Annotated in this window: 20 protein-coding genes and 2 pseudogenes; 17 read left to right on the top strand and 5 right to left on the bottom strand. The window is 54.1% G+C overall.

Annotation, left to right across the window (positions count from 1 at the left end; translation table 11 throughout):
• The first annotated feature begins 137 nt into the window (after window positions 1-137).
• Together AC3B6F_RS10815 and AC3B6F_RS10810 are read left to right on the top strand one after the other, a co-directional pair.
• Window positions 138-833 (top strand): substrate-binding domain-containing protein, encoded by a 696-nt coding sequence (locus AC3B6F_RS10815; protein ID WP_489824358.1) that lies wholly within the window; start codon window positions 138-140, stop codon window positions 831-833.
• A 19-nt stretch (window positions 834-852) separates the two neighbouring features.
• On the top strand, window positions 853-2313 hold the full coding sequence (locus tag AC3B6F_RS10810) for a carbohydrate porin (protein ID WP_489824357.1): 1461 nt from the start codon (window positions 853-855) through the stop codon (window positions 2311-2313).
• Window positions 2314-2358: 45 nt separating this feature from the next.
• On the opposite strand, the gene AC3B6F_RS10805 is transcribed toward AC3B6F_RS10810, so the two are convergent.
• Window positions 2359-3438 (bottom strand): lactonase family protein, encoded by a 1080-nt coding sequence (locus AC3B6F_RS10805; protein WP_489824356.1) that lies wholly within the window; start codon window positions 3436-3438, stop codon window positions 2359-2361.
• A gap of 330 nt (window positions 3439-3768) precedes the next feature.
• On the opposite strand from AC3B6F_RS10805, the gene AC3B6F_RS10800 reads away from it, so the two are divergent.
• Complete coding sequence (locus AC3B6F_RS10800) at window positions 3769-5013, top strand: alpha-hydroxy acid oxidase (RefSeq protein ID WP_489824355.1); 1245 nt, start codon at window positions 3769-3771, stop codon at window positions 5011-5013.
• Here the strand turns inward: AC3B6F_RS10800 and AC3B6F_RS10795 are convergent.
• Both AC3B6F_RS10795 and AC3B6F_RS10790 read right to left on the bottom strand, forming a co-directional pair.
• Entirely contained in the window at window positions 5010-6089 is a 1080-nt protein-coding gene (locus tag AC3B6F_RS10795) for a LacI family DNA-binding transcriptional regulator (protein ID WP_489824354.1), read from the bottom strand. The two genes, AC3B6F_RS10800 and AC3B6F_RS10795, sit on opposite strands and share 4 nt — an antisense overlap.
• Before the next feature lie 32 nt (window positions 6090-6121).
• Window positions 6122-7297 carry a beta-propeller fold lactonase family protein gene (locus tag AC3B6F_RS10790; protein ID WP_489824353.1) on the bottom strand — a complete coding sequence of 392 codons (1176 nt, stop codon included), beginning with the start codon at window positions 7295-7297 and terminating at the stop codon, window positions 6122-6124.
• A gap of 136 nt (window positions 7298-7433) precedes the next feature.
• On the opposite strand from AC3B6F_RS10790, the gene AC3B6F_RS10785 reads away from it, so the two are divergent.
• The 6 genes from AC3B6F_RS10785 (at window position 7434) to AC3B6F_RS10760 (ending at window position 13998) form a co-directional block, all read left to right on the top strand.
• Complete coding sequence (locus AC3B6F_RS10785) at window positions 7434-8450, top strand: SMP-30/gluconolactonase/LRE family protein (RefSeq protein ID WP_489824352.1); 1017 nt, start codon at window positions 7434-7436, stop codon at window positions 8448-8450.
• A gap of 169 nt (window positions 8451-8619) precedes the next feature.
• Window positions 8620-9276: an arylsulfatase gene (locus tag AC3B6F_RS10780; RefSeq protein WP_489824351.1), complete on the top strand. Its 657-nt coding sequence runs from the start codon at window positions 8620-8622 to the stop codon at window positions 9274-9276.
• Between the two features lie 89 nt (window positions 9277-9365).
• Window positions 9366-10094 carry a gluconate 2-dehydrogenase subunit 3 family protein gene (locus tag AC3B6F_RS10775; protein ID WP_489824350.1) on the top strand — a complete coding sequence of 243 codons (729 nt, stop codon included), beginning with the start codon at window positions 9366-9368 and terminating at the stop codon, window positions 10092-10094.
• Window positions 10094-11872 carry a GMC family oxidoreductase gene (locus AC3B6F_RS10770; protein WP_194254795.1) on the top strand — a complete coding sequence of 593 codons (1779 nt, stop codon included), beginning with the start codon at window positions 10094-10096 and terminating at the stop codon, window positions 11870-11872. The genes AC3B6F_RS10775 and AC3B6F_RS10770 overlap by 1 nt, the downstream gene beginning before the upstream one ends.
• A gap of 14 nt (window positions 11873-11886) precedes the next feature.
• Window positions 11887-13182 carry a cytochrome c gene (locus AC3B6F_RS10765; protein WP_489824349.1) on the top strand — a complete coding sequence of 432 codons (1296 nt, stop codon included), beginning with the start codon at window positions 11887-11889 and terminating at the stop codon, window positions 13180-13182.
• 51 nt (window positions 13183-13233) lie between these two features.
• Window positions 13234-13998 carry a cupin domain-containing protein gene (locus AC3B6F_RS10760; RefSeq protein WP_489824348.1) on the top strand — a complete coding sequence of 255 codons (765 nt, stop codon included), beginning with the start codon at window positions 13234-13236 and terminating at the stop codon, window positions 13996-13998.
• Between the two features lie 42 nt (window positions 13999-14040).
• On the opposite strand, the gene AC3B6F_RS10755 is transcribed toward AC3B6F_RS10760, so the two are convergent.
• Window positions 14041-15000, bottom strand: a complete 960-nt coding sequence (locus AC3B6F_RS10755; RefSeq protein WP_489824347.1) for a LysR family transcriptional regulator — start codon at window positions 14998-15000, stop codon at window positions 14041-14043.
• A 144-nt stretch (window positions 15001-15144) separates the two neighbouring features.
• On the opposite strand from AC3B6F_RS10755, the gene ltnD reads away from it, so the two are divergent.
• The 5 genes from ltnD to otnI are packed head-to-tail and all read left to right on the top strand — an operon-like array spanning window position 15145 to window position 20234.
• Window positions 15145-16065, top strand: coding sequence for an L-threonate dehydrogenase (ltnD, locus tag AC3B6F_RS10750; protein ID WP_489824346.1), 921 nt, complete (start codon window positions 15145-15147; stop codon window positions 16063-16065).
• A complete protein-coding gene (gene otnK / locus AC3B6F_RS10745) occupies window positions 16062-17351 on the top strand; it encodes a 3-oxo-tetronate kinase (protein WP_489824345.1) in 1290 nt (429 codons plus the stop codon). Before ltnD ends, otnK begins: the two co-directional genes overlap by 4 nt.
• Window positions 17348-17989 (top strand): 3-oxo-tetronate 4-phosphate decarboxylase, encoded by a 642-nt coding sequence (gene otnC / locus AC3B6F_RS10740; RefSeq protein WP_211569418.1) that lies wholly within the window; start codon window positions 17348-17350, stop codon window positions 17987-17989. The genes otnK and otnC overlap by 4 nt, the downstream gene beginning before the upstream one ends.
• A gap of 33 nt (window positions 17990-18022) precedes the next feature.
• Window positions 18023-19411, top strand: coding sequence for a GntT/GntP/DsdX family permease (locus AC3B6F_RS10735; protein ID WP_489824344.1), 1389 nt, complete (start codon window positions 18023-18025; stop codon window positions 19409-19411).
• Between the two features lie 25 nt (window positions 19412-19436).
• Window positions 19437-20234, top strand: a complete 798-nt coding sequence (otnI, locus tag AC3B6F_RS10730) for a 2-oxo-tetronate isomerase (RefSeq protein ID WP_489824343.1) — start codon at window positions 19437-19439, stop codon at window positions 20232-20234.
• On the opposite strand, the pseudogene AC3B6F_RS10725 reads toward otnI, so the two are convergent.
• Window positions 20231-20974 (bottom strand): annotated as a pseudogene (locus tag AC3B6F_RS10725) (integrase core domain-containing protein); the annotation flags it as partial. The gene otnI and the pseudogene AC3B6F_RS10725 overlap by 4 nt on opposite strands.
• A 39-nt stretch (window positions 20975-21013) precedes the next feature.
• On the opposite strand from AC3B6F_RS10725, the pseudogene AC3B6F_RS10720 reads away from it, so the two are divergent.
• From AC3B6F_RS10720 to AC3B6F_RS10710, 3 genes and pseudogenes are all read left to right on the top strand, one after another.
• A pseudogene (locus AC3B6F_RS10720) lies at window positions 21014-21167 on the top strand (transposase); the annotation flags it as partial.
• An 826-nt stretch (window positions 21168-21993) separates the two neighbouring features.
• The gene (locus AC3B6F_RS10715; protein ID WP_489824342.1) at window positions 21994-22092 is read left to right on the top strand and encodes a zinc-binding dehydrogenase; all 99 of its coding nucleotides are present in this window, start codon (window positions 21994-21996) and stop codon (window positions 22090-22092) included.
• Between the two features lie 705 nt (window positions 22093-22797).
• Window positions 22798-25170, top strand: coding sequence for a TonB-dependent receptor (locus tag AC3B6F_RS10710; protein WP_489824341.1), 2373 nt, complete (start codon window positions 22798-22800; stop codon window positions 25168-25170).
• The last annotated feature ends 1 nt before the right edge of the window (window position 25171 follow it).

Raw genomic sequence — 25171 nt, 5'->3', positions numbered from 1 at the left:
AGATATATAACATATACGTGTTTACCGTGAAAGAAAGTGTCTGGTGTAAGCGTTTTCATTGACGCCGTGCAGATTCCGGTTTCCGAGAGATTGGCGTGGCTTTCTTTGTTTCATCTGCGCAAAGGAGAGAGGCGGATATGACGCGAGAGCAGTTTTCACTGAGCGTGGCTCTGGTCGTAAAAGATGCATTCGATAACGGAATTCTGCAAGATTTCGCCCGGAAAACCGGTCTGGAGCCTGTTATTGAATGGGCCCCTACGACGGTCATTCTTGCATCGCTTGAAAAAGGGAAAAGACCTGACGGTATCATTGTGACCGATGACGCGCTGGCGGGACTTGTTGAGAAGAAAATTGTCGCGCCAGACGCTTTGGCACCACTGGTGGCCTCGAAAATCGGTATCGGTGTCGCCAGTGGGGCGGAGCATCCCGATATAGAAACGGTCGATGCGTTCAAGGCGGCGTTGCTGAAGGCCCGCTCGGTTGCCTATTCGCTTGGTGGTCAGAGTGGTCTGTATTTTGCGCCTCTCCTCGAGCGGCTTGGTATTGCTGAAGCAGTCAATGCCCGGGCGACCCGCATTCCTGCCGGATTTTCCGCAGAAAAGCTGAAAACGGGAGAGGCTGATATCGCTGTCCAACAGATCAGCGAACTTCTGGCAATCGAAGGAACAGAAATCGTAGGGCCCCTTCCTGAAGCAATTCAGAAAGTCACGCCTTTCTCGGGCGCGCCTCTGGCTGACAGCCTCCAGAAAGAGAAGGTCGAGGCCTTTCTCGCCTTCCTGCGCGAGCCGAAATCAGCGGAGCGTTTCAGAAAGTCCGGTCTTGAGCCTAGGTAAATCGCGAGAAGCAACGATCATGATTTCTGGTTCTTTAAGGTATTCGGCTGCATTGCTGATCGGTAGTGCTGCCCTGTTCTGTGGTTCCGCATATGCTCAAACGATTCAGGAGGCTGAGCCAACTTACGATGCCAGCGTTCGGGTCGCAAAGCCTCTTCCCGCCATACCTCTGAATGGACCGGTGGTGCCACCATTTGAAAATCCCCCCGCGCTTTTGCCTGATGTCTTTGGTGTGAAAGCTTGGTTGAGAGCGCATGGAATCGCACTTCTGATATCCAATACCAATGAATTTACAGGAGCCGTCACTAAACCCACGCCGGGTTTCAAAAACTATCGACAGGGGGCAAGCAATGCGGGGCAGATTAGTACGGTTCTGCACATGAACTGGGACAAGCTGATCGGTTTGCGCGGCTTTGCAACACATACCGTTTTTACAAGCCGTTATGGTACGACCGCCAACCGCATGTTTGGCGACTGGCTGGGGCATGCGTCAGAGATTTATGGTGGCGGTGGCAATGTCGTCGTTCATCTTGTCATGGCTTATGGGGAAGAAAATCTTTTCGGTGGTCGACTGGCGATTGCAGGGGGCCGTATGACTGAACTATCGGATTTTTCCAACTCGCCCCTGTTTTGCAATTTCATCAACAACAGCCTGTGTGGCCGTCCCAGGGCTGTAAGTGATAATGACTACATTGGCCGTTATCCGGCTGGTGTCTGGGGAACCCGCGTCCGTGGCCGCCCGTCGCGCTATACTTATATTCAGGCCGCCGTTTATTTTCCTGAGAAAAGCATGTTCTCCAACCTCTACAATCGGAGCGGCTTCAAATTCAGTGGCGGGTCGGCCATCCTTGGTCAGTCGATACCCGTCGAACTGGGGTGGGAGCCAGAGTTTGGAGCGAAACACAAACTCGCTGGTCATTATAAGATCGGCGCGCGTCTCCTGACGGTTCCGGTTTCGGATAACTATTATGATATTGACGGTTTGCCGCTTAGTGTGACGCACAAAAAGGCGATGCAGCATAACAGGAGTTGGACTGCATGGTTCGAAACAGATCAGAAAATCTGGCAGCCGCAGGGAGCGCCCGCTTCGTCAGGCACCACACTGATCGGTGGATTTATTCTCAATGATCCTCGCGTTGCGCTCAGGCGCTGGGAGACCTATTTCGGTTTTATCAATCGGGGATTTATCCGTTCGCGTCCTCAGGATGCTCTGAATTTCATAGGAATGTACGAAAAAATTGCCGGTGGCGTGAGTGCTACGGAGGCGAATTATCTTGAAGAGGGGGCGGCAAGGCTGATGCCCAATCATGCGACGGGTGTGCAGAAAAATGCCGCTGTTTTCGAAGTCAATTATCAGATCCAGATAACCCGGGGTTTCGCTTTCGCCCCGGATTATCAAATCTTCTTCAACCCGAATGGTCAGAAAAATCTGCGGACGGCGCATGTTCTGGGCTTTAAATCGACCGTTCAGATTTTTTAGTAAACAGATATGTCTGCCTTTGGAGGCCGAGAATTTTCCGTTGTTTCAGGCCGGTTGAGCTGATGCCGGCTTGAGAACAATACTGCTCGGACTGGCAACGTTCACACAACGCTGAATACCCGTAACGTCCAGTCCCTGAGTCGTAAAGGCGACGCGTCCTATTGTGTCCGACGCTTCGTGGGCGATCAGAATCGTTGATGTAGGCACGACGATTTTAAAAAACCGTGGCGTTTTGCCCCCGCTCCCGATTGATTGGGTGAGAAAAAGCGCTCCGGTATTGTTGTCTATGGAGAGGACGCTCAGAAGATCGGCGCCACGAAGGGAGACGAGTACTGACTTTGCGTCCGGGGAAAGAGCGATTTCTGCTCCTCTCCCGTTTCCTGTGTAATTCTCTGGAAGAGCCTGAACAATCTGCTGAGGGGTCAACTTACCGGTTTCGGAATCATGGCGATAATACGTTACCGTACAGTCCAGTTCGTTGATGACATACGCCCAAGGTTTGGTTGGATGAAAGACGATGTGTCTGGGGCCTGCGCCTTCACGTGTTGGTATGCTGTCGACAAACCGAAAGTGCCCCTCGTGAAAACGAAAAACGAAAATACGGTCCAGACCTTTGTCTGGGACATACAGGAAGCGTTCTGCGGGATCGAATGTTACGCCATGAGGATGGGAGCAATGCTGTTCGATCCGGTGAGGGCCACGCTCTCCCGGGAGTGTTGCCGATGACGTGACCGCGCCGAGCATGCCGTTGGCCTCATCGAAGGAAACAGATGTGAGAGTGCCATCTGCATAATTCGGGATCGCGATGAAGCGATTGGTCGTATCAAAAACGAGATGAACCGGATTGCGTCCACCGCATTCAATACCGGACCTGTGTTGGAGAAGGCCGTTCTGGCGATCGATAGCGTAAGACGAGATATGGTTGCGGTCTCCATGAACGGCACAGAGATAGCCTCCGCTTCGATCAAGTGAAAGGAATGAGGGATTGTCGGGTGTCGATATATTCTGAAGATGTTTCCACTCAGTGAGCGTGTCGTTCACATGATAAACGTTGATCCCCCGGCCGCGTGCCTGCCGCTCTACAGTCGTGTAGCAACCGACATAAGCGAAAAATCCGCAAGGCATAAGCTCTCCTTTCTTACGTGAATTGGAATCCGGAATGGCAATTTTGGAAACGATTACATGCTCTTGAGGGTGCCGTTAATGACGCTCCGTAAAATGGTGCTCATTTTTGCGTGATCTTTAAAAGCGGGGTTAGAGGATCCTGATAGGATAAATTGGAAAAATAAAACAAAAACAATAATATAAATTGATTTACTCGAAGCTTCGACGTCATGAGTGAACAGATGGAAATGCGAGGATGTACCATGTGTCTCTTGCAACAGGAGGAAAAAGGGACATAAAAGTAATGTAAAGGCTTACATAATAAATTTAAGCACAGGAGCATGTCTGAAAATGGGTGACATCATAAAAGCGGCTGACGGCGTTCCGCAGACTGCCCCTCCTGGTCTTTCTGCAGCACTTAAGACGGCTCCCCGGATTTTGCCGGCACGTCTGCGGGATATTCTCGCGCTTGATGATTTTGAGCGGCACTGCAAGCCCTTCCTTCCGCGCATGATCTATCAATACGTCGCAGGCGGTGTGGAAACGGAAAGCGCCATGCGCAACGGCCGTCAAGCCTATCAGGATTATAGTTTCACACCTCGTGCGCTGGTCGATACTTCCGCACGGTCTACGCAGACCAGCCTGTTTGGGAAAACGTATTCCGCGCCATTTTCGATCGGGCCTTTAGGGGGGGCAGCGTTCGTCGCCTATCGTGCGGATCTCGCGCTGGCGGGTGCGGCCTGCTCGTGCAACATCCCCATGATCCTCAGCGCCTCTTCATTGATCCGGCTGGAAGACGTCATTGCCGTAAATCCTGATGCCTGGTTTCAGGGGTATCTTGCCGGAGATTTTGATCGGATCACGCGCATGCTCGACCGGGTCGAAGCCGCGGGCTATAGAAATCTCGTCGTTACCGTTGATACGCCGATACTTGGCAATCGTGAACATAATATCCGGTCGGGATTTGCAATGCCGATACGGGTTACTCCCCGCGTGATGATGCAGAGTGTAACCCATCCACGCTGGCTTTTGGGAACTGTGGTCAGAACCTTTCTGAAGCACGGTGCGCCACATTTTGAAAATACGGAAGCCGATCGCGGTCCGCCGATGATGTCCCGCAAAGTTCGTAATACTGTTGCGCGCGACAAGCTGACTTGGGAGCATATCGCGTTTATTCGCAGGCGCTGGAAGGGGCCTCTGGTCATTAAGGGCATCATTTCTCCGCATGACGCCTTCATGGCGCGGGATCATGGCGCGGACGGCATCATTCTTTCCAACCACGGTGGCCGTCAACTCGATTATGCGATGGCGCCTCTGCGTGTTCTGCCAGAGGTCGCGTCTCGAAAGGGAGATATGAAGGTCATCATCGATGGCGGTATTCGCCGGGGATCCGATGTCCTCAAGGCTCTGGCTCTGGGAGCGGATTTCACGCTGATGGGGCGGCCTTTTCTATTCGCAGCAGCTTATGATGGTCAGAGAGGGGTGGAGCATGCCTATAACATCATGCGCGACGAAATCATGCGCGACATGGCAATGCTGGGTGTGAATTCCGTCGCAGAACTGAACGAAAGCTTTGTTAGAAAGGTCTGTCCCTAGAGCTTCTCCGGCGGGGCTACGGTTCCCCGAAGGACAAGCTCGGGAGTAATCCGGGTGACCTGAATCGTCGTTCTGGCGCCCATGAGGTTGAGCAGGGCAAGAGCCGATGACTTCCCGATTTCGTCGGCATCGACACGAATGGTTGTCAGTGGCGGCGAGAGAACGGCAGAGAAGCTTGAATCGTTGAAACCGATTACGGAAAGCGCCCGGGGGATATCGATGCCTCTCTCGGATGCCTCGCTCATGATACCCAGTGCGATTTCATCCGTTCCACAAATAATGGCTGTCGGCCGCTGCTCTTCCGGACCGCCCATCAGTTGGCTAAAGGCATCCCGGCCAGCCACAATCCCTGACGAGACAATCAGATCATGCACCGGACTGAGTTTCAGGCCGCGCTCTGCCATGGCCAGATGCACACCTTCGGCCCGTGGGGCTGCTCGGTCATTGTTTTCACGTGTGCCGGTGACGACGGCAAGTCGCTTGTGGCCGAGGTCTAGGAGGTAGTTTGCGGCACGAAATGTGGCCTCCCGGTTATCGAAGCCGACACAGTATTCACGGTCGGAAAGGCTGAAGCTCTGGATGATGGGAACCTGACTGCGTTCCGCGCGCGCATAAAGGGCTGGATCGTGGATGCCGCCAACCAGCATCAGTCCATCAACGCCGCGCTGCAACAGAAAAGCGACTTCCTGCATTTCGGTGGCGAGATCGTATTCGGAACTGGCCGCCAGCACCTGATATCCTGCAGCCCGCATCGTTCTTTGAAAACTCGAAAGCGCCCGCACGAACACCTCGTTTCCATAGCTGGGCACGATCACGCCAACTGTTGAGGAGCGACGCGTACTCAGCGCGCGTGCGGCGCTGTTCAGCACAAAGCCAAGTTCCGCAGCGGCTTTCATGACGGCTTCGCGTGTTGCCGGTCTCACTTTCTCGGGTTCGTTCAGGGCCCGAGACACTGTGGCGATGGAGACGCCCGCGAGTTCCGCAACATCCTGCGCGACCGGAAGGCGCGTGCGACCGTCGCTGTTTGAGCTCCTGCTTTTTCTGGGCAAGGGGTGGTCAGGGTTGATTGTGCTCAATGCTTGCGTTCCCGTTACCGGTCCGGAGGGCTTTACCATGACGTTGCGGCCGCTGCCGGACCGGCTGTCATGGAGAGGGTGCCGGCCGGATGCAGTCTTATACCGTCCCATTTCAAAACAGTCATTGTCTTGTCGGTCGTGTTCTGCACGACAAGGGTGTGACCATCTGGAGAAAACATGATGCCCTGGGGCCAGCGCCCAACGTTTTCACTCGCTATGGGCGCCAGCCTGCTTCCGTCAACACGATAGAGTGTAAGAGTTCCGTGTTTCGACGGATCTTTGTTGGAGTTGTTGACAGCGCCCACGGCGAGGTAGCGCCCGTCCGGAGAAAATCGGAGGGGTTCGGGGCCGGGGGCGACCGGTATTGTGCCGAGCAGATTTAACGGCCCGTCGTTCAGCTGCACCAGATGCACGGCGGGGTGTGCAGGGTCCTGATCTCCTATGGCGATGAGACCTGATCTGGTGATATCCATCGTGTTGGGGGCATAGCCAAGATCGAGACGTTGCTTCTGCACGTCAAAACCGTCTCTGCGCCTGTCGAGGAGGGCGAGCTGACGCGGGCCGCGCAGTACGACCACGGCATGTTGCCCGTCCGGCAGGAAAAGGACGGAGGCCGGGTTGCTGTCAGCCCCCATGCTCAGGGTCTGGACAGGATGGAGTTGCCGGTGTGCGACGGCAAAGACAGAGACTGTTCCGCTTTTCCGGTTTCCAACGAGTACCCATTTCTGGTCCGGTGACACGGTGACCTGACTTGCGCCCAAGCCCGCGTGAAGCGTCTGAACTAGATGCAGGGCGGCGTGGTCGATGGCTACGACCGATACGACATCATCTTCGATGACGGGATCTCCCACATGCGCGCCTGCGTGCGACCCGGCTGTGACGATGGCCCAGCATGAATCCGGAGCGATCCAGACTGTTGTCGGAGGTCCTTCGACCGAGCTGGGCAGGTGAAGGGTTTTTCCCAATGCAGGCAAGCCATGCTCGAATCGGATCAGGGAGAGGCTGTCCGGGACGATTATCCCGGCAGTGACCATTTTCCCGGCAGTATTGGTCGTCGTATGGCCGTCATTTGCCGAAATGGCCCATTGGTCTGCCGCATGAACGTCATGCACGAAAAATGCGCACAGGATGGCCCCTGTGACCGGACTTAGGCGCCGCCTTTTCTGCTGCCGGGACTGCTTGGCGGCTGAGGAGGGTTGGTCAGTCATTGTGATTTGTTATCCATTAATAACAACAAAGTGATACAAAAAACTCAAATTGAATGATGGTACATTTATATCGGATATGTAAACGCTTTCAATTACTATTGAACGCGTAGTCTGCGAGTATGAGATGAGCATCATATTGAAGCGTCGATCGTTTCTTGGATCTGTGGCTCTGACAGGCGCGGCGGCGTCTCTTTCGTCGTGGCATCCCGCTCATGCGAATATGTGGGAGGTATCACTCCGGCTGCCGGACCCTGCTGTCAGAATCCTCGATCCTGCGTTCAAAACCTGCGTCAATACTCTGTCCGTTGTGGAGCGGATCGCAACCGGGTTTGAATGGACGGAGGGTCCCGTGTGGCTGGGAGAGGCCAATCTTCTGCTTTTCAGTGATATCCGTCGCAATCGCATCATGAAATGGGACGAGGCGACGGGAGAGACATCCGTCTTCCGGGCTTCATCGAATTTTTCCAATGGCAATACGGTTGACCGTCAAGGCAGGCTGCTGACGTGCGAATGTGCCACCCGGCGCATCACCCGTACGGAAGCCGATGGCCGGATCACTGTTCTTGCGGACGGGTTTGACGGCAAACCTTTCAACTCTCCCAACGATATCGTGTGCACTTCTGATGGTGCCATCTGGTTTACAGATCCGGCTTTCGGGCCGAATTTTTCCGAAGGAGATCTACCCCCCGTTCAAGCTGCGCGCGTCTATCGGATCGATCCGCGGACGCGGAAGACCGAGGCCGTGCTGGAGGATGTGCCGGGAACAAACGGACTCTGCTTTTCGCCCGACGAAAAAACCCTTTATGTCATCGCATCCCGCCACACCCCTCATCGACAGATATGGGCGTATGATGTTTCTGCAAACGGCACGACATCCAGCCAGAGAGTTTTCCTGGATTGTGCAGAAGGGACGGCGGACGGCCTGCGCGCGGATATCAACGGCAACCTGTGGTGTGGATGGGGTTCAGGTAAGGGTTTGGACGGGGTCGCGATTTTCAATTCGCAGGCCAAGCAGATCGGACATATTGATCTGCCCGAACGTTGTCCGAATGTCTGTTTCGGGGGCGTTCATCGGAACCAGCTTTTCATGGCGTGTCATACATCCATCTATCGCCTGATCCTTGCGACGCAAGGCGTACCACAGATCGGCTGACGAACGGAGACCTGGCTTTTCCTGGTATGACTTACCCGTCATCCTGAAAATTACGTTCTCGTGAGACGCTTACTATGAGTTTGCAATCCACTGAGTATTCAAAGTATGAAAGCGCTTACATTTATTTCGGCTTTTGTAGTGTCGTGGCGTGTTTTCAGGGAATGATGAAATGAGCTCGCGTATTGTCCTTCTTCATGCCACTCCCGTGGCAATGGCTCCCATTCAGAATGCATTTCGTCGCCTCTGGCCGGAGGCGGAGATCGTCAACCTGCTTGATGACGGATTGACGATTGATCGCAAAAAAAGCGCTGATCTGTCTCCGGAGCTGTCACAGCGATTTGTTGCTTTGGGGCAATATGGAGCGTCCATGCAGACGCAGGGTCTGATGATCACATGCTCTGCATTTGGTCCGGCGATTGACGTACTGGAAAACGAGCTGACGATTCCTGTGCTCCGTCCCAATGAGGCCATGTTCCGCGCAGCGCTGGAAAGGGGCACGCATATCGGGATGCTTGCGACATTTGCTCCATCCGTGGTGACAATGGAACAGGAGTTTGAGACCTTCCGGGGGCAGATATCGTCAAAGGCCACACTAGAAACAATCATTGTCCCTGATGCCATCGACGCGCTGCGTCGGGGTGATATTGAAACACATAATCGTCTTGTTGCTGACTATGCCCCGCGTCTGAAGCACTGTGACGTCATTATGCTTGCCCATTTTTCAACATCCGAAGCTCTAAAAGCCGTGGAGGCTGCTGTTAGCATTCCGGTTCTTGCCGCGCCGGATGCAGCCGTCCAGCGGATGCGCCTGCTACTGCGCGCCTGAGCATCAAAAACGGTGCTGAGCTGCGTCCGCGCGGCTGATTGCATCCACGCGCATAACAATTTTACCGAATTTTCAAAGGTGTCTGGAGAATGAGCGTTAGGTCGCGAAATGGCGGTGCTTTGGTCTGTGGTCGTCGCGCCATGCTTCAGGGGACGGCGCTGGGTCTTGTTGCAGCAGCTTTATTCCATTTCCCTTCGGAAGGCGTGTCAGAAGCTGCCGACAGGGAATATGCTTATCGGCCCGTATTTTTTTCCGATGACGAGTGGCAGACACTGAACAGCTTTGTAGACAGGCTGATTCCGGCGGATGCCGAGGGGCCGGGCGCGCTTGAGGCGCATGTGCCTGAATTCATTGATCGGCAGATGAATACGCCTTACGGCCATGGAAGCGAATGGTATCTCCGGCCGCCTCTGATGAAGACATCGGCTGCGCTGGGCTATCAATTCCTTTTCACGCCGAGAGATATCTACAAACAGGGTCTTCCAGCGCTGCACAGTGCGATCATGCAACGCTATGGCAAGCCGTTCCATCAGCTTGATGCGGGGGAACGTGACCGGATTATCGGCCAGATGGAAAAGGGAAGCCTCACGCTGTCGCCCGTGCCGTCGAAGCTTCTGTTCGGGCAGGTCCTGAAAAACTGCAAGGAAGGCTATTTCGCCGATCCGATACATGGCGGGAACTACGAAATGGGAGCCTGGAAAATGATCGGGTTCCCCGGTGCCCGTGCGGATTTTACGGACTGGGTTGATCGTTATGGGGCGCGCTACCCCCTTCCGCCTGTTTCAGTTGGCGTTCATGGCGTGCAGGGAGGCGTATGATGGTTTCTCGTAACGAAAAACATACCGATGTGGTGATTGTCGGCTTTGGCTGGGTCGGCGCCATCATGGCGCGGGAACTGACGCAGGCGGGGCTGAACGTGGTTGCGCTGGAGCGTGGCCCACGCCGTGATACCTGGCCTGAAGGGGCCTATCCCTCGTCAATCGACGAACTCACGCACAACACCCGACATGCTCTTTTCCTTCAGCCGTCGCAGTCGACGGTGACGGTGCGCCATCGCGACAGTGATGTAGCGGCTCCCTACCGGCAGCTCGCGGCATTTCTGCCGGGAACGGGGGTCGGTGGGGCCGGCCTGCACTGGTCCGGATGCCACTGGCGTATTTCGCCGGTCGAACTCCGTCTGCGCAGTCATTACGAGGAACGATACGGGAAGGACTTTATTCCACAGGACATGACCATTCAGGACTGGGGTGTGTCCTATGAAGAGCTTGAGCCGCATTTTGCCTTCGCCGAGAGCGTGTTCGGGACGTCGGGGCAGGCCTATAAGGTCAATGGCAAGATCGTAGGTGATGGAAATCCGTTCGATGCGGATCGTTCAACGCCTTTTCCATTGCCCGCCATGAAGAATACCTATTCCGCCGAACTCTACAGCAAGGCCGCAGCGGAGTGTGGGTATCATCCCTTCCGCATCCCGTCCGCCAATGCGTCACAGGCCTATACCAATCCTTATGGATGCCAGATGGGAGCCTGTACGTTCTGTGGGTTTTGCAGCGGTTATGCCTGCTACAACTATTCCAAGGCATCTCCGAATGTGAACATCCTGCCTGCACTTGAGCGTGAAAGTCGTTTTGAACTACGGGCCGAATGTGATGTCCTGAAAGTCGAGACAGATTCATCTGGCAAGAAAGCCACGGGCGTGATCTATCGGACGTCCAAAGGTGAGGAAGTCCGCCAGACTGCTGATATCGTCATTCTGGCCAGTTTTGCTTACAACAATCCTTACCTGCTTCTTCTCTCCGGGATCGGGCAGCCTTATGACCCAAAGACAGGTGAGGGGACTGTTGGGCGTAATTTCGTCTATCAGAATGAATCCGGCGTAACGCTGTTCTTCGGGCAGGACAAATTCACCAATCCGTTCATCGGGGCCGGTGGCAACGGTGTGGCGATCGATGATTTCAATGCGGATAACTTTGATCATGGACCGCTGGGCTTTGTCGGTGGAGCGCCGATCTGGGTCAATCAGGCCGGGAGCAAGCCGATCAGCAGCGCCGCGGTGCCCAAGGGAACACCGCAATGGGGTGCTCATTGGAAGAAAGCCGTCAAGGACAACTTCCAGCACACGATATCGATCCATGCCCATGGCACCAATATGGCATTTCGCGACTGCTACCTGTCTCTTGATCCGACCTATAGCGACACTGCCGGGCGTCCGCTGCTGCGGATCACGTTTAATTGGCACGACAATGATGTGAAGATGATCCGTTACGTGACGGACCGGATGGCGGATATCGGTCGGGCCATGAAACCAGAATCCATGTCGGTCGAGACGAAGGAGTTCGGAGAGGAATTCGACCTTCGTCATTATCAGACGACGCATATCGCGGGTGGGGCGATCATGGGAACGTCCCCCAAGGATAGTGTGGTCAATCGCTATCTCCAGCATTGGGACGTATCCAATCTCTTCGTTATCGGATCATCGGCATTTCCGCAGGGCATCGGCTACAATCCCACTGGTATCGTTGCGGCTCTGGCTTACTGGTCTGCAAAGGCAATCAGGGAGCGTTATCTGAAGTCTCCCGGACCAATGGTGCAGGCATGAAGAGGCGTAAAACAATGAAGCGGCGCCTTCTTCCGGTACTGGCTGGGGCGATTTGCGTCATGCAGTCATCAGGTGCGTATGCCGATGATGCGGATCTGATCAAACGGGGGGCATATGTTGCTGTTCTGGGCGACTGCGAAGCGTGTCATACCGCCCATGACGGCAAATATCTGGCAGGTGGGCTGGCTCTTCAGTCGCCGATAGGAGCAATTTACTCCACCAATATCACGCCTGATCGTGACACCGGGATAGGCGCCTGGACCTACGAGGATTTCGCTCGCCTCATGCGTGGGGGGATCAGGAAAGACGGGTCTAGCGTTTATCCGGCGATGCCGTATCCGTCCTATTCGAAAATGACGGATGAGGATCTGCAGGCCCTTTATGCCTACCTCATGCAGGGTGTTGCTCCGGTCAGCCTGAAGAACCGGGTGCCGGATATTCCATGGTTATTGTCAGCACGCTGGCCTCTGGCGATCTGGCGCCTGCTTTTTGCGCCTCCATTACCGTCTGCCTCTCATGATGCGACGCCGGATGCGCTGGTCGAGCGTGGCCGTTATCTTGTGGAAGGGCCGGGGCATTGTGGAAGCTGCCATACGCCACGCAATCTCGTACTCGCCGAGAAGGTCCAGACTGCAGCGGATGGGCCGAAATATCTGTCCGGCGGCTTCATCGTAGACAACTGGGTCGCGCCCAGTCTTCGGAGTGATGACGCCGGTGGACTTGTGGGCTGGACCTCCGAGGATATCGTGGCCTTCCTGAAAACGGGGCGTAACAGGCATGGTGCGACATTCGGTGCGATGAACGGCGTCATCACTCACTCGACCACCCTGACGAATGACCATGACCTGGCGGCGATCGCGGCCTTCCTGAAGACGCTTGGTCCTCCGCAAGGCGTTCCGGTTGAGGCGTTCCGTTATGATGACGCGGTATCGCGCCAGCTATCTGCCGGAAAAATGCCGTCGGAAGGTGCGAGGATTTATGTTGACCGTTGCGCCGCCTGCCACCGGACAGACGGACACGGATATCCCGGTGTATTTCCTCCGCTTGCCGGAAATCCGGTTCTTCAGGGCCCTGATGCAACTTCGGCTGCTCATATCATTCTGAGCGGCGGACGGCTTCCCGGAGTTTCGGCTGCGCCGTCGTCTCTGGTGATGGGGTCATACCGGGATGTTCTTGATAACCAGCAGATTGCCGACCTTGTCACTTTTCTCGGGCAAAGCTGGGGCAATCATGGCGCGGCAATGACGGCGTCACAGGTGGCGAAGATCCGACAGGCAACCACAGACGAAAAGAAGCCTGCGGGTGAGTGAAACAGGTGTCCAACTTTGTCCAGATCACGAGGAGCAAGGAACGAAGTGTTTGTGATTCAAAAATCTGATTTCTCCATACCAGCGCTGAAATCCACGTCATCTGCCAAGCGCGTGTTGGGTGGTCTCTGTGTCCTGACGCTGGTGATATTTCATGGTGGCAGAGTTCAGGCGGCTACACACAAACCCGACTCATCGGAAATCGTCGAGACGGCACAGGACACCTATCATCATGTTATCTTCGAAAACGAAGATATCAGGCTGATGCGCGTCATCATTCCACCCCACGGCAAAACCCGTTGGCACCGTCAGTCGCTTGACTATGTGAATACACCGATCGTGGGGACGACCATACACAAGGACTCCTTATCTGAACCGTTCAAGGATGGTACGATGAAGGCGGGTGAGGTGCGTTACCTTCCCTACAGCCAGAAATCGGACGTCGATCAGGTCATCAATACAAGCGATACTGTAAATTCACAGGTCGCATTCGAGATAAAACGCAAGGGCGTTGGACATTTCGGGCCGGCTGACCGAGCGAATAGCCAGGCTTTCAGAATGATTCTCGACAAGCCGGTCGTTCGGGGGTGGCATGTTCATCTGGAGCCAGGACAGAGCACGGGGGACTATACGCAGTCGGGGCCGGGTGTGCGTGTATTTCTCACCGGAGGACGCCTGATGACGCGTGAGAAGGGAGCCGTGGCATTCTCCGAACAGCACCTGGACCAGGCAGATGCACAGGTTCTGGCGAAAGGCACGTTTGAAGTCATTAACGGCGGCATGGAGCCCTTGGACTACAACGAATACGAGTTGAGGTAACGGGATTTGCAAGCCGGGGGTCCATCTGGACGCCCGGCAGTCTCAGCCTCCTATCGCCGGGCGCAACGTTTTTTCCAGTTCGTCGAGAACCGTCATGGTGGGACGGGACTGATTGCGGGATTTGAGCATCAGAATTCCGTATGAACTGATGGCGATGTTCACATCAGACGAAACAATCTGGATCTGCCTGTATTTGGCCTGCTGATTGGCGACCGCAGCGGAGAGAACTGTCAGTGCGTCTGTCTTTTCCAAATAAGCGAGTGTCATCACGAGAGAGTCGCTGCCGATGATATCTTTCGGGAGCGTCAGGTTTCTGTCCTGAAAGATGCTCTCCAGTCTGCTGCGTGATTTTCCTCCTTTTCTTTGCAGGATCCAGGGAAAAGGCGCCATGTCCTCCAGCCGCACCGGAGTTGTATTCCTGAAAAGAGGATGGTTCTGACGGGCTGCGATAACCATGGGCTCTTCGCCGATCGGAGTATAATGATACGCCATGCTCCGCGTATCTTCCGGCGGGCGACCAATCATGATGTCGATATCCCCGTTCATCAGGTCATGGAAAAGGCCGATGCTAGATCCGGTACGGATTTCGAGAGATATATCCGGGTTGTCACGCTGGATATTGAGCACTGCCGTCGTCAGCATATCGACAACGGGCCCGTCGATGGCACCGATGGAGACGTTACCTGCGCCACCTGAGAGAAGCGCATTGAACTCGTCACGGGTGCGGTCAAGTTCATCAAGCAGGTTGTTGGCGTGTCGGGTCAGAACGCTGCCATAGGAGTTGATCACAAGACGGCGTCCTTCTCGCTGAAAGAGGGGAATGCCAATCACATCTTCGAGATCCCCCAGCAGCCGTGACGCGGCTGGCTGCGCCAGACCGAGGCTTTCAGCGGCACTCTGAAGTGTGTTGTGACGTGAAAGAGCCTGCAATAGCTGGAGATGCCGGAATTTCAGCCGAATATCGACGAACCAGGATGGGGGTAAAAGCTGCTTCTCTTGCATGGACTCAACATAACATGAGGAACATGAAACATAACGGTTTACGCATTAGACCTATCATAAAATCTGTGAATTATTCCTCTTCAGGCGCCCCTGTCTTGATGGAGGGCGCAAGGAATACTTTATCGCTTCAGATAGGGGGTGACGATGTACGATAAGGATCAGGCAGGTCAGATCGGAGTGATCGGCCTTGGCGCGATGGGTCATGGTGTCGCGAAATCGTTGCTGCGTGCAGGGTTTCGTGTGGGCGCATATGATGTGCGTGCGGAAGCGCTGACTGCGTTCGAAGCTGAACGAGGGAAGGCGTATACTTCGCCCGCCGCTCTTGCAGAGGCCTGTAACGTCCTGATCATTCAGGTTGTGAACGCGGAGCAGACAGAACAGGTCCTCTTCGGAGAACAGGGAGCAGTCGAGACGCTGAAATCGGGTTCTCTGGTCATTTCCTGTGCGACCGTAGCGCCAGCTTTCATTGAAGGGCTCGAGGCACGTCTGAGGAAGCACGATCTCTGGCTGCTGGATGCGCCCATGTCCGGAGGGGCCGCCAAGGCGGCTTCCGGCGAGATGACGCTGATGACCTCCGGCCCGGAAGACGCTTATGTCCGTGCCGAAAAGGTTCTTCCTGCCATGGCAGGCAAGGTCTATCGGCTCGGAGCTAAAGTCGGTGTCGGCACGCGTGTGAAAATCGTCAATCAGCATCTGGCGGGCATTCATATCGCAGCGGCCGCCGAAGCCATGGCACTGGGCCTGCGCGAAGGCGCCGATCCGGCGACCCTGTATGAAGTCATCACCCATAGTGCCGGCAATTCCTGGATGTTCGAAAACCGGGTGCCTCATATTCTTGCAGGAGATTATACACCGCTGTCAGCGGTGGATATTTTCGTCAAGGATCTTGGTCTGGCGCTTGATACGGCCCGTCGGACGAAATTTCCCCTGCCTCTGGCGGCGACCGCTCATCAGATGTTCCTCAACGCGTCTGCGGCCGGACATGGTCGGGAAGATGATTCCGCAGTCATCAAGATTTTTCCCGGAATCACACTTCCCTCTTCCGATGGGGGAGAAAAAGCATGACCGGACGCGGAGCCTTTATTGGCTGTATTGCCGATGATTTTACAGGCGCGACCGACATTGCCAGCACGTTGGTCCGTGCAGGCATGAAAACGGTGCAGAGCATTGGAATTCCTGAGGCAGACGATCCGATGATCGCGGATGCTGAAGCAATCGTTGTCGCCCTCAAGTCGCGCACGATTGCGGCCGGCGACGCCGTGGCACAGTCACTAGCCGCTTTGGACTTCCTGCAGGGTGCAGGCTGCCGACAGATTGTTTTCAAATACTGCTCTACCTTTGATTCTACGGAGCATGGCAATATTGGCCCGGTTGCGGAAGCTCTGTCCAAAGCCCTGGGACAGCAGATCACGATTGCCGCTCCCTCTTTTCCCGGTAATGGACGTACGGTTTATAATGGCCATCTCTTTGTTGGTCGTGCGCTTCTCAATGAAAGCGGGATGCAGAACCATCCTCTGACACCAATGAGGGACGCCAATCTCGTACGCGTGCTTCAGGCACAGTCAAAAGGCACTGTCGGACTGATTGATCTTCCGACTGTTCTGAAGGGCATGGAACATGTTCGGGCAGCGATCGAGAAGGCTCAGGCTGAGGGGGCTACCCTTCTTATTGTCGATGCGATTTCCGAAGCTGATCTGAAAGTGATCGGACAGGCCTGTCATGATCATGTCCTGATCACGGGCGGGTCAGGGATTGCGCTGGGGCTGCCTGACAATTTCAGGACGCATAACGAACTCTCCGGTGCGGATGCTGCTGTTCTGCCGGTCGTGGCAGGAAAGGACGTTGTGCTCGCCGGCAGTGGTTCCCTGAGAACAAACCTTCAAGTGGCGCGGTGGATTGAGGCGGAACGGCCAGCGTACCGGATTGATGTCATGAAGCTTGCTGCCGGTGAACCGGTTGTAGAGGAGGCGATTGTCTTCTTCGACACTCATACCGATCAGACCGTCCTCATTTATGCAACCAGCCCGGCCGATGAACTCAGGCAGGTGCAGGCCGCAATAGGAGCCCGGAAGGCGGGAGAAATGGTCGAGCATGCGCTGGGCCTTATCGCACGGTCTTTAAGAGACCGGGGTGTCAGACGTTTTGTCGTCGCGGGTGGAGAAACGTCCGGAGCCGTCGTCCAGTCTCTTGGCGTCAAGGGCCTGCGTATCGGCGCGCCGATAGCACCAGGCGTTCCTGCAACCGTGTCAACGGGCAGCGTACCGCTCGCACTTGCGCTGAAATCAGGGAATTTCGGAGAGGCTGACTTCTTTAAAAAAGCGCTGCTGGCATTGTCGGGAGGTCAGTCATGATTGATGAAAGAGCATGCCGCGAGGAAATCTGTGCGATTGGGCGGGATCTGTATGCGCGCGGGCATACAAGCGGAAGTGCGGGAAATATCAGCGCGCGTCTCTCGGACGGCTGGCTGATTACGCCCACGGACGTGTGCTTGGGACGCCTTACACCCGAAGGAATCGCCAAAACCGATTTTGAAGGCAATCAGGTTTCCGGGCCGCGCGCCTCCAAAACGGTGACCCTGCATCGCAGAATTTATGAGCAGAGACCGGACTGCAACGGGATCATCCACACGCATTCCACCCATCTTGTTGCGCTGACCCTGGCGGGTGTGGACGCCGAAAATGCCATCCTGCCCCCGATCACACCGTACCAAGTCATGAAGATCGGGCGTGTTCCGTTGATTCCCTATGAACGCCCGGGATCGCCGAAAGCGGCAGCGCGCGTGGCAGAACTGGCCCCTTCGGTCAACGGAGTCATGTTGGATCGTCTCGGGCCGGTCGTCTGGGGGAGCAGTGTGACGCGTGCAAGCGATGCGCTGGCTGAACTCGAAGAAACGGCGCGCCTGTGGCTGATGACCACGCCCCGGCCCGCACCGCTGGATGATGCCGCACTTGCCGAGATTGCGGCTGTGTTCGGGGTGACATGGGACTGATTTGGCCTTTTCGAGAGCAGGAGAAGTCCTGATATGACCCCGATGGCTCTTCTGGCCAGCGCCATTGCCGGCATCGTGCTGATGCTGGTGCTGATCATCCGTTTCAAACTTCATCCGATCCTGACGCTGCTGATCGTCAGCATGTTTGTCGCCCTTTTTGCCGGGATGCCCGCAGCCAAGATCGTCCCTGCAATTGAAGCAGGGATGGGCAAGACGCTGGGACACATCGCCATTATCATCGCCCTTGGGGCCATGATCGGGAAAATCGTTGAGATTTCAGGGGGCGCCCAGGTTCTCGCACGCGATCTTATCGCCCGTTTCGGGGACAGACGCGTCCCGCTTGCCCTGACGCTCGCAGGGTTCCTGATCGGCATTCCGGTCTTTTTCGAGGTTGGCGTGATCATGGTCATGCCGCTGCTCTATGGTGTGTCGAACGTGACCCGACGCTCTCTCATGATTTTCGCACTTCCGATGTGCGCGGCCATGCTGACGGTGCATTCGTTTCTGCCACCCCATCCAGGTCCCGCCGCTGCAGCGGCGCAGATTGGCGCGAATATGGGGCGTGTTCTGGCATTCGGGGTACCCATAACCCTGCTCGTCTGCGGAGCGGGTGCCCTGATTGCGCAGCGCATGACGCGATGCGAGTTCAGGTACGCGCCAGACATTCGCGCAGCGGTCAGCGGATGTGAAGGGGAGATGTTCAAGGCTGGGCCAGAGTCCTCCGTTCACGTGCTGCCGTCGGCGAGGCCTCCCGGATTCTGGCTGATTATCGGCTTGATCCTGCTTCCGATCGTCCTCATCATGCTAGGGACGATGCTGTCGATCTTTCTTCCTCTCAGATCTTCCTATGCAGGAACTGCCCATCTCATTGGCTCGCCGATAACAGCCCTTCTGCTTGATACGCTTCTTGCAGGATATACGCTGGGACTGCGGCGGGGATGGAGCTTCGAGCAGGTCTCGACCGTTATTGGTTCAGCAGTGCCTGGCGTCGCAATGGTTATCCTGATTGCGGGCTGTGGCGGCGTATTCGGAAATATCCTGGTGGAAAGTGGCATTGGCCACGTCATCTCCGACATGCTCCGCACAACCGGACTGCCTGCTCTCGCACTGGCTTTTATTCTGAGCATGATCCTGCGTGCGGTACAGGGGTCGACGACTGTGGCCCTTGTGACAACTGCGGGAATTCTCGGCCCCATGATTGCCGAGATGCATGCCAACCCCAACCAGCTTGCTCTGCTGGCGCTGGCCATGGGGGGAGGAGGGCTATCGGTGTCTCACGTCAACGACGCAGGGTTCTGGATCTTCACGAAACTGTCCGGAATTGATGTTGCAGACGGTCTGCGGACCTGGACTGTTCTGACAACGACCCTTGGTATTCTGGGGTTTCTGGCAACCTGCATCCTGTGGCCTTTCGTCTCGTAATTCATCACAAAGGAAGTCTCGCGCCATGCCCGCTTTTGCCGCAAACCTGACCATGAACTACCCGGAGCTTGAATTTCTTGAGCGTTTTGACGCCGCCGCACGCGATGGGTTCAAAGGCGTCGAATTTCTGTTCCCTTATGATTTTGACAGGCATGACCTGAAGGCCCGTGTCGAGGGAAACGATCTGCATGTTGCGTTGTTCAATGCCCCTCCTGGAAACTGGGATCATGGAGAGCGTGGATTGGCGGCACTCCCTGGACGTGAAGAAGAGTTCCAGCGCACGATCGGGCTTGCACTGGAGTACTCTCGGGCTCTTGGGAACAGCCGCCTGCATGTCATGGCCGGTCTGCGCGATAATGACATCCCGTATGAACGACAGATGGAAACCTATCTGCGGAATATTGAATACGCGGCCTTACAAGCGAAGTCTCTTGGGCTGACTATCGTTCTCGAAGCTATCAATACGCGCAACATGCCCGGATATTTTGTGAACTATCAGGAAGAAACGAAGGCAGTTTGTGACCTGATCGGGGCGGATAATGTGAAGATCCAGTTCGATCTGTATCACGCGCAGATTATGCAGGGCGACCTTGTGGTACGCTTGGAGACCTTACTTGAATCGATCGGCCATATTCAAGCGGCCAGCGTCCCTGATCGGCATGAGCCGAACGCGGGCGAGGTCAATTATTCCTATCTTTTCGAGTGGCTGGACCGTGTTGGTTATCGTGGCTGGATTGGGTGCGAATATAACCCTCGCTCTACGACATCTGAAGGTCTGGGCTGGTTAGGTTCATGGCGTGGTGCCATTGCAAAAATGCTCTAGGTGTCTAGTCCCGGGATTTTCTGGGTTGGATTGATGATGAATCTTTCTGGATCTGAAGTCCAGATTGTTCCGACACCTTCGTAAGGTATGAGGATATTGAACTTATAGGCTGCCATGAAGTCATTGAGATGTGTCCTCAGCTGCTCATGACTGTCGTAATGGAAGCGTTTGACAGTTGCTTCCTTGATTGTCCGGTTCATCCGCCCAACCTGCCCGTTCGTTCATGAATGGTTTGGTTTTGTCAGACGGTGCTTAATCCCATGAGCTTCGCAGATCATGTCGAAGCGCATGGGACGCGACCAGGCCGTCTGCTGATCGGCTTTCCCGACCAGTTGTGTGACAGCGAGTTTTCTTATCCGGTCGATGGCAACGAAGAGGTACAGCTTCCCTTCAGCGATCTGGACTTCCGCTATGTCGAGATGAAAGAATCCCATCAGGTAGCTTTTGAGGCACTGGCGTTTGGGCTTGTCATCCCTCGATGTACGGCAGCCGTGAGATCTCGTGACGCTGAAAGCAACGATGTAGGGGGAGTGTGTCAGCTGGGGGATGCTGGCCCCTGCAGGGCATAAAGGCAGTCATCCAACGGCATAAAGTGTGGCGTCGAAATGCCACGATCACCGCTTCGTCTGTCTCGCAAGGACCGTTGAGCGCAGCTCTTTAGGGCCGGTTTTCTGATCTTCAATCGTCTGACGCTTCCGTCATTTCGCAATTGTTTTCGGGTTGATCCCGACCTTCTTCGAATGCGGCGCTATGGTTTACGTGATGACCAGTAGGCGGGGATAAAGAATATTCTCCGGGGTTGTGAAGGCTATGTGGGCAGTACTGTGGCGGACAACCGTCTGTTCGTGGAGGCGGTGCTGTATCGCCTATCGTGCGGGTATTCCATGGCGTGATCTTTCTGCCCGGTTCGATGACTGGAAAACATCGACCCGGATGCTTTCCTTGCCGATAGGGCGTATGCTGCGGGCAGGTTTATGAATCGATTGATACAGTGCGGGATTGCCCCGGTCATCCCGCCAAAACGCACCAGAATGACACGAGGAAAACCAATTTCTCTCTCTCTACCGCAGCCCGCTGAATACAATGAACATGCTAAATTTTTCAAAATTTACTCATTAATGTCGGCTATCTGTAAAGCCAAACAACGTATTTGACGTCTCATATGAGGCGGAAGCGAACCTATTGTTTCCGTCCTTGTCTTAGACCTTTGGATTATTTCAGAAGGGCTAGCAAAGCAGGCATTGGTTTAGACAATATCCGAGGTTTATCTCTGTCAATTCAATCGTAATTTTTCTTGGTGCCGAATAAACGGGCTGTAGACAGGAGCTCCGGGCTTAAGCTTTCGATGTTCGTCCCAGTCTGAAGCTCCGTTAAACTGGATTTCCGGCACGTTATGAATGCCCGCAGCCCAGTCCCTGTGCTCTGTCATCTGGCGATCAAGATACTGAGTTTGCTCGCGTGCATCGTCTTGTGAGATTCCTCCTTGCATGCCCATGATGATGCGTGGCTCAAGAACGCTGAACCCGACGTAATGAAGCGCAGATCATGTGATCGAGTCGGAGGTTCAGGAACTTTGTCCAACTCCATGACGGCTTGCCGGTATGGAGGCGCGATTCACCTGATGGGAGCGCTCTCTGAAGGAGACGCTGACCCTGTAAACATCATGCGTCGAAATCTGGTTCTTGAAGGTGTGACGGTTGGATCACGGATAATATTTGAAAGCATGAATGAAGCAATTGCTTTGCATCAGATATAGCCAGTGATTGATCGTGTCTTCCCCTTCAGGCACGCAAGAGAAGCTTACCAATACTTTGCGAGTGCAAGAGATATGGGGAAGGTTGTGATTGATATTCCCTGAGCGCGTAGAAGATAGAAAAATTGTTAGCTTTGGCATTAATTGCGCCTAAAGCTGACTTTTAGATTCCCCAAGTCAGTCGCAACCCAGAGAGATGGTTTCAAGCCTGCGTGAGTTGAAATGTCTCTCGCAAAAAGGACAAGAGACGATCAGATTGTCTTTCCGGCAGCAGACTTTACCCTTGGATGAGCGTCTGTGGAACACGTTTCGAAAAGACCTTTTGGGGGTCTATTCTATGCGTTGTACCCTATCTTTGAATAATAAGAAGAAATGGACATAGGTTTTACGGCAGAAAGCCGTTTTATTTTGATATCCGCTGCTTCCTGTGTCTGAAGCGGATCAGCCAATCCGCATAGCAGGTGAGGGGGCAATAATTTTGCTCTGCCCAAGCAAAAGAGTGAAGCTCATCATCCAAAACCATCAATGCTAGCCCGTTGAGCCCAAAAATTAGGTCGCAAGAAATTCAGTTAGCGGTTTTTCGATCCATCCACTTGACTAGGAAACCATGTCACAAAATTTCCATCCAGAAATGATGGAGAACTGAGAAGACCGATTGATGGTACGCGCTATGACTGGAGAATAATACAATTTATATTAAAATAAGGTGACAATTTTACGTAAATCTAATGAAATTTTTTTAAAGGGGTTGAGTGAAGATGATTTTTCCGGGACTTGAGGCACGACTTTCGGTTCATTGGACGGGCGACCATGAAGAAAATCTTGTTCATCACCACTTACTGCTTGTGTTTTCAGAATATTACTACGAGCGCCCAAGCACAAAGCAGAACGCCCCAAAAACATCTCCATAAAAAAGTTACTGCCACCCAGAAAAAAGATGTTTCCCGCGAGATAAGCAGAAAAGAGAGCATTAATGTCACTGGCTACCGCAAGGATGCAGGCGGTGGCATGATGGTGCGGCACACTGTTGCCAAAACAGTCAGTTCGCTTTCTCATGACTACATCGAAATGCAGTCCCCTACGTCAACTATTGAATCCCTGATTTCAACATTGCCGGGTGTTGTCTCAGCCAGTGAAGGCCCGCTAACGACCTCCTTTTCTACTCTTCATATACGCGGCATGGCACAGGCAGAAATCGGGGTGACATTCGAAGGCATGCCAGCTGCTAACCCCTTTACATACAGCACCTATACACCCTCTCTCGTTGACAGTCAGAACATGGGTCAGGTCAATGTCATGCAGGGAGCGGTGGATATAAATTCTCCCACATACAATGCAACCGGAGCCGAAATTTCTGCCAGTATCCGCAGGCCGGCAGACCAACGGAATGTTCACATTGCAGGATCCGGTGGTTCGTATGGAACCAACAAGGATTTCATCCGGTACGATACCGGAGAGATCGGTCATACAGGGGTGCGGGCTTTTGTATCTGGATCCTATTCCCGTGGTGACATGTGGCGCGGAGTTGGAGATATTAAACGATGGCATGTTGATGCGGCACTGACGAAGCAGTGGGCACCGCATAGCGATTCAAAAGTCATCTTCGGCTGGACAAAGGCAGCACAGGGAGAATGGTTATATCCTTCCCTGGCCAACTGGAAAAAATACGGCATGAAATATGGTCTGGATGACCAGTATAGTGCAGGCGATACGCATTATGTCGGAATGAATGGCAAGAACACCGGCGCGGTTTACGGAACAATCAAGAATCATTTCAGCTTTGACCATGGTCTGAGCCTTGATGCCCAAGCGTACTCAGTTGAGTTCCACGGACCCTATTATTATGGAGCTACCGTACCCGTCAAAAAAGGATTTGTAGGTGCTGAAGGTTACAAGTCCCTAGATAATTATCAGAGTCTCCCGGGTTATGATCCCGCCAATAAAAATTTGACTGCTGCCGAAGTTTCTAGCTGGTATACTCTATCTTCTGGGATGATTCTGACGGGACACTGGAAGCATAGCTTTAATACGCTCAGTCTGACCTATTGGTATTCCTATGCCCAGGAAGCGGCCCAAATGCGTTTTTATCCCGTGAACAGCAAGGGACAATGGAACGGGAATGGTCCTGCGCTGACGGCGAACGGCGGAATACCTCTAAGCGAGGACAACGAAAACGGTCTCCAGCAACTTAATAGCTTCGCTCTGGACGATAAAATGTCATTCCTGCATGATCGTCTGACGATCGACGGCGGCATCCGGATGGCGATGGCAAACCGTCAATATACACAGGACCTTCCGGGTGTAGCGGGGAATGACTACAAATCAATCAGAAACGTATTTGTTCCTTCCCCTCAGGTATTGATTAATTACAACTTTAATTCGCACCATCAGATTTATATCAATGGAACGACAGGCTACCATCTCCCAGGGTCTCTCAGTTCACAGCTTGCGTCTTATAGCCGTTCGACAGGTCAGGCTCAGTCTCTTCCCTTGGCTGATTACAAGCCTGAATACATGATCACTGAGGAAATCGGTTATCGTTATAATGGTCTTCTCATGGCCAACCTTGCCGGTTTCCATTACAACGTCACCAACCATCAGATATCTGCTCAAAGCTATGTCGAAGGTTCCACCTCCACGATATCCCAGTTGATTAATGCGGGCGGGATGGAGGCGTATGGTATCCAGGCTGAAATCGCAACGCGGCCATGGCATCATGTCAGTGCCTATGCGTCCGGTCAGTATATGCGCACTCGAAACGGCAACAACATTGCCTATAGTGGCGATTATCTGCGCACGAAAGGCAAACAGGAAGTCGGCGCACCGAAATTTTCCGGCTCGTTGGGTCTAACTTATAATGACGGAGCATGGTTCGGTAACTTCACACTGTCATATATCGGATCGCAGTATGCGACGCTCATGAACGATCAGCGTATTCCCGGTTATGTTACTGCAAATCTCGGTGTTGGTAGAACCCTACCCAAAATTGGGCACGTTCTTCCGAAGGTCAAGCTCAATCTCGTCAATCTGGGAGACGCAAGTTATCTCTCTTCAATGTATGGATACACGGCTGCGGCGACCACGCAGAAAGGGATCTTCGGGACGACGATCAAGGGCTCTAGTCCAACCTATGTGATCGGTTCGCCTTTCGTCGCTATGGGCACGATTTCCGCAGATTTTTAAG

Source organism: Gluconobacter sp. ESL1110, from assembly GCF_058107395.1.
The sequence above is the reverse complement of the archived record's forward strand: the minus strand, read 5'-3'. Positions and strand labels throughout refer to the sequence as shown.

Bases quoted from the DNA above. Each gene is read 5' to 3' on its own strand.
- AC3B6F_RS10805 (WP_489824356.1), bottom strand. From the start codon at position 3,438: ATGCCTTGCGGATTTTTCGCTTATGTCGGTTGCTACACGACTGTAGAG.
- AC3B6F_RS10790 (WP_489824353.1), bottom strand. From the start codon at position 7,297: ATGACTGACCAACCCTCCTCAGCCGCCAAGCAGTCCCGGCAGCAGAAA.
- AC3B6F_RS10800 (WP_489824355.1), top strand. From the start codon at position 3,769: ATGGGTGACATCATAAAAGCGGCTGACGGCGTTCCGCAGACTGCCCCT.
- AC3B6F_RS10775 (WP_489824350.1), top strand. From the start codon at position 9,366: ATGAGCGTTAGGTCGCGAAATGGCGGTGCTTTGGTCTGTGGTCGTCGC.
- AC3B6F_RS10780 (WP_489824351.1), top strand. From the start codon at position 8,620: ATGAGCTCGCGTATTGTCCTTCTTCATGCCACTCCCGTGGCAATGGCT.
- otnC (WP_211569418.1), top strand. From the start codon at position 17,348: ATGATTGATGAAAGAGCATGCCGCGAGGAAATCTGTGCGATTGGGCGG.
- AC3B6F_RS10815 (WP_489824358.1), top strand. From the start codon at position 138: ATGACGCGAGAGCAGTTTTCACTGAGCGTGGCTCTGGTCGTAAAAGAT.
- otnK (WP_489824345.1), top strand. From the start codon at position 16,062: ATGACCGGACGCGGAGCCTTTATTGGCTGTATTGCCGATGATTTTACA.
- ltnD (WP_489824346.1), top strand. From the start codon at position 15,145: ATGTACGATAAGGATCAGGCAGGTCAGATCGGAGTGATCGGCCTTGGC.
- AC3B6F_RS10735 (WP_489824344.1), top strand. From the start codon at position 18,023: ATGACCCCGATGGCTCTTCTGGCCAGCGCCATTGCCGGCATCGTGCTG.
- otnI (WP_489824343.1), top strand. From the start codon at position 19,437: ATGCCCGCTTTTGCCGCAAACCTGACCATGAACTACCCGGAGCTTGAA.
- AC3B6F_RS10765 (WP_489824349.1), top strand. From the start codon at position 11,887: ATGAAGCGGCGCCTTCTTCCGGTACTGGCTGGGGCGATTTGCGTCATG.
- AC3B6F_RS10755 (WP_489824347.1), bottom strand. From the start codon at position 15,000: ATGCAAGAGAAGCAGCTTTTACCCCCATCCTGGTTCGTCGATATTCGG.
- AC3B6F_RS10770 (WP_194254795.1), top strand. From the start codon at position 10,094: ATGGTTTCTCGTAACGAAAAACATACCGATGTGGTGATTGTCGGCTTT.
- AC3B6F_RS10710 (WP_489824341.1), top strand. From the start codon at position 22,798: ATGAAGAAAATCTTGTTCATCACCACTTACTGCTTGTGTTTTCAGAAT.
- AC3B6F_RS10810 (WP_489824357.1), top strand. From the start codon at position 853: ATGATTTCTGGTTCTTTAAGGTATTCGGCTGCATTGCTGATCGGTAGT.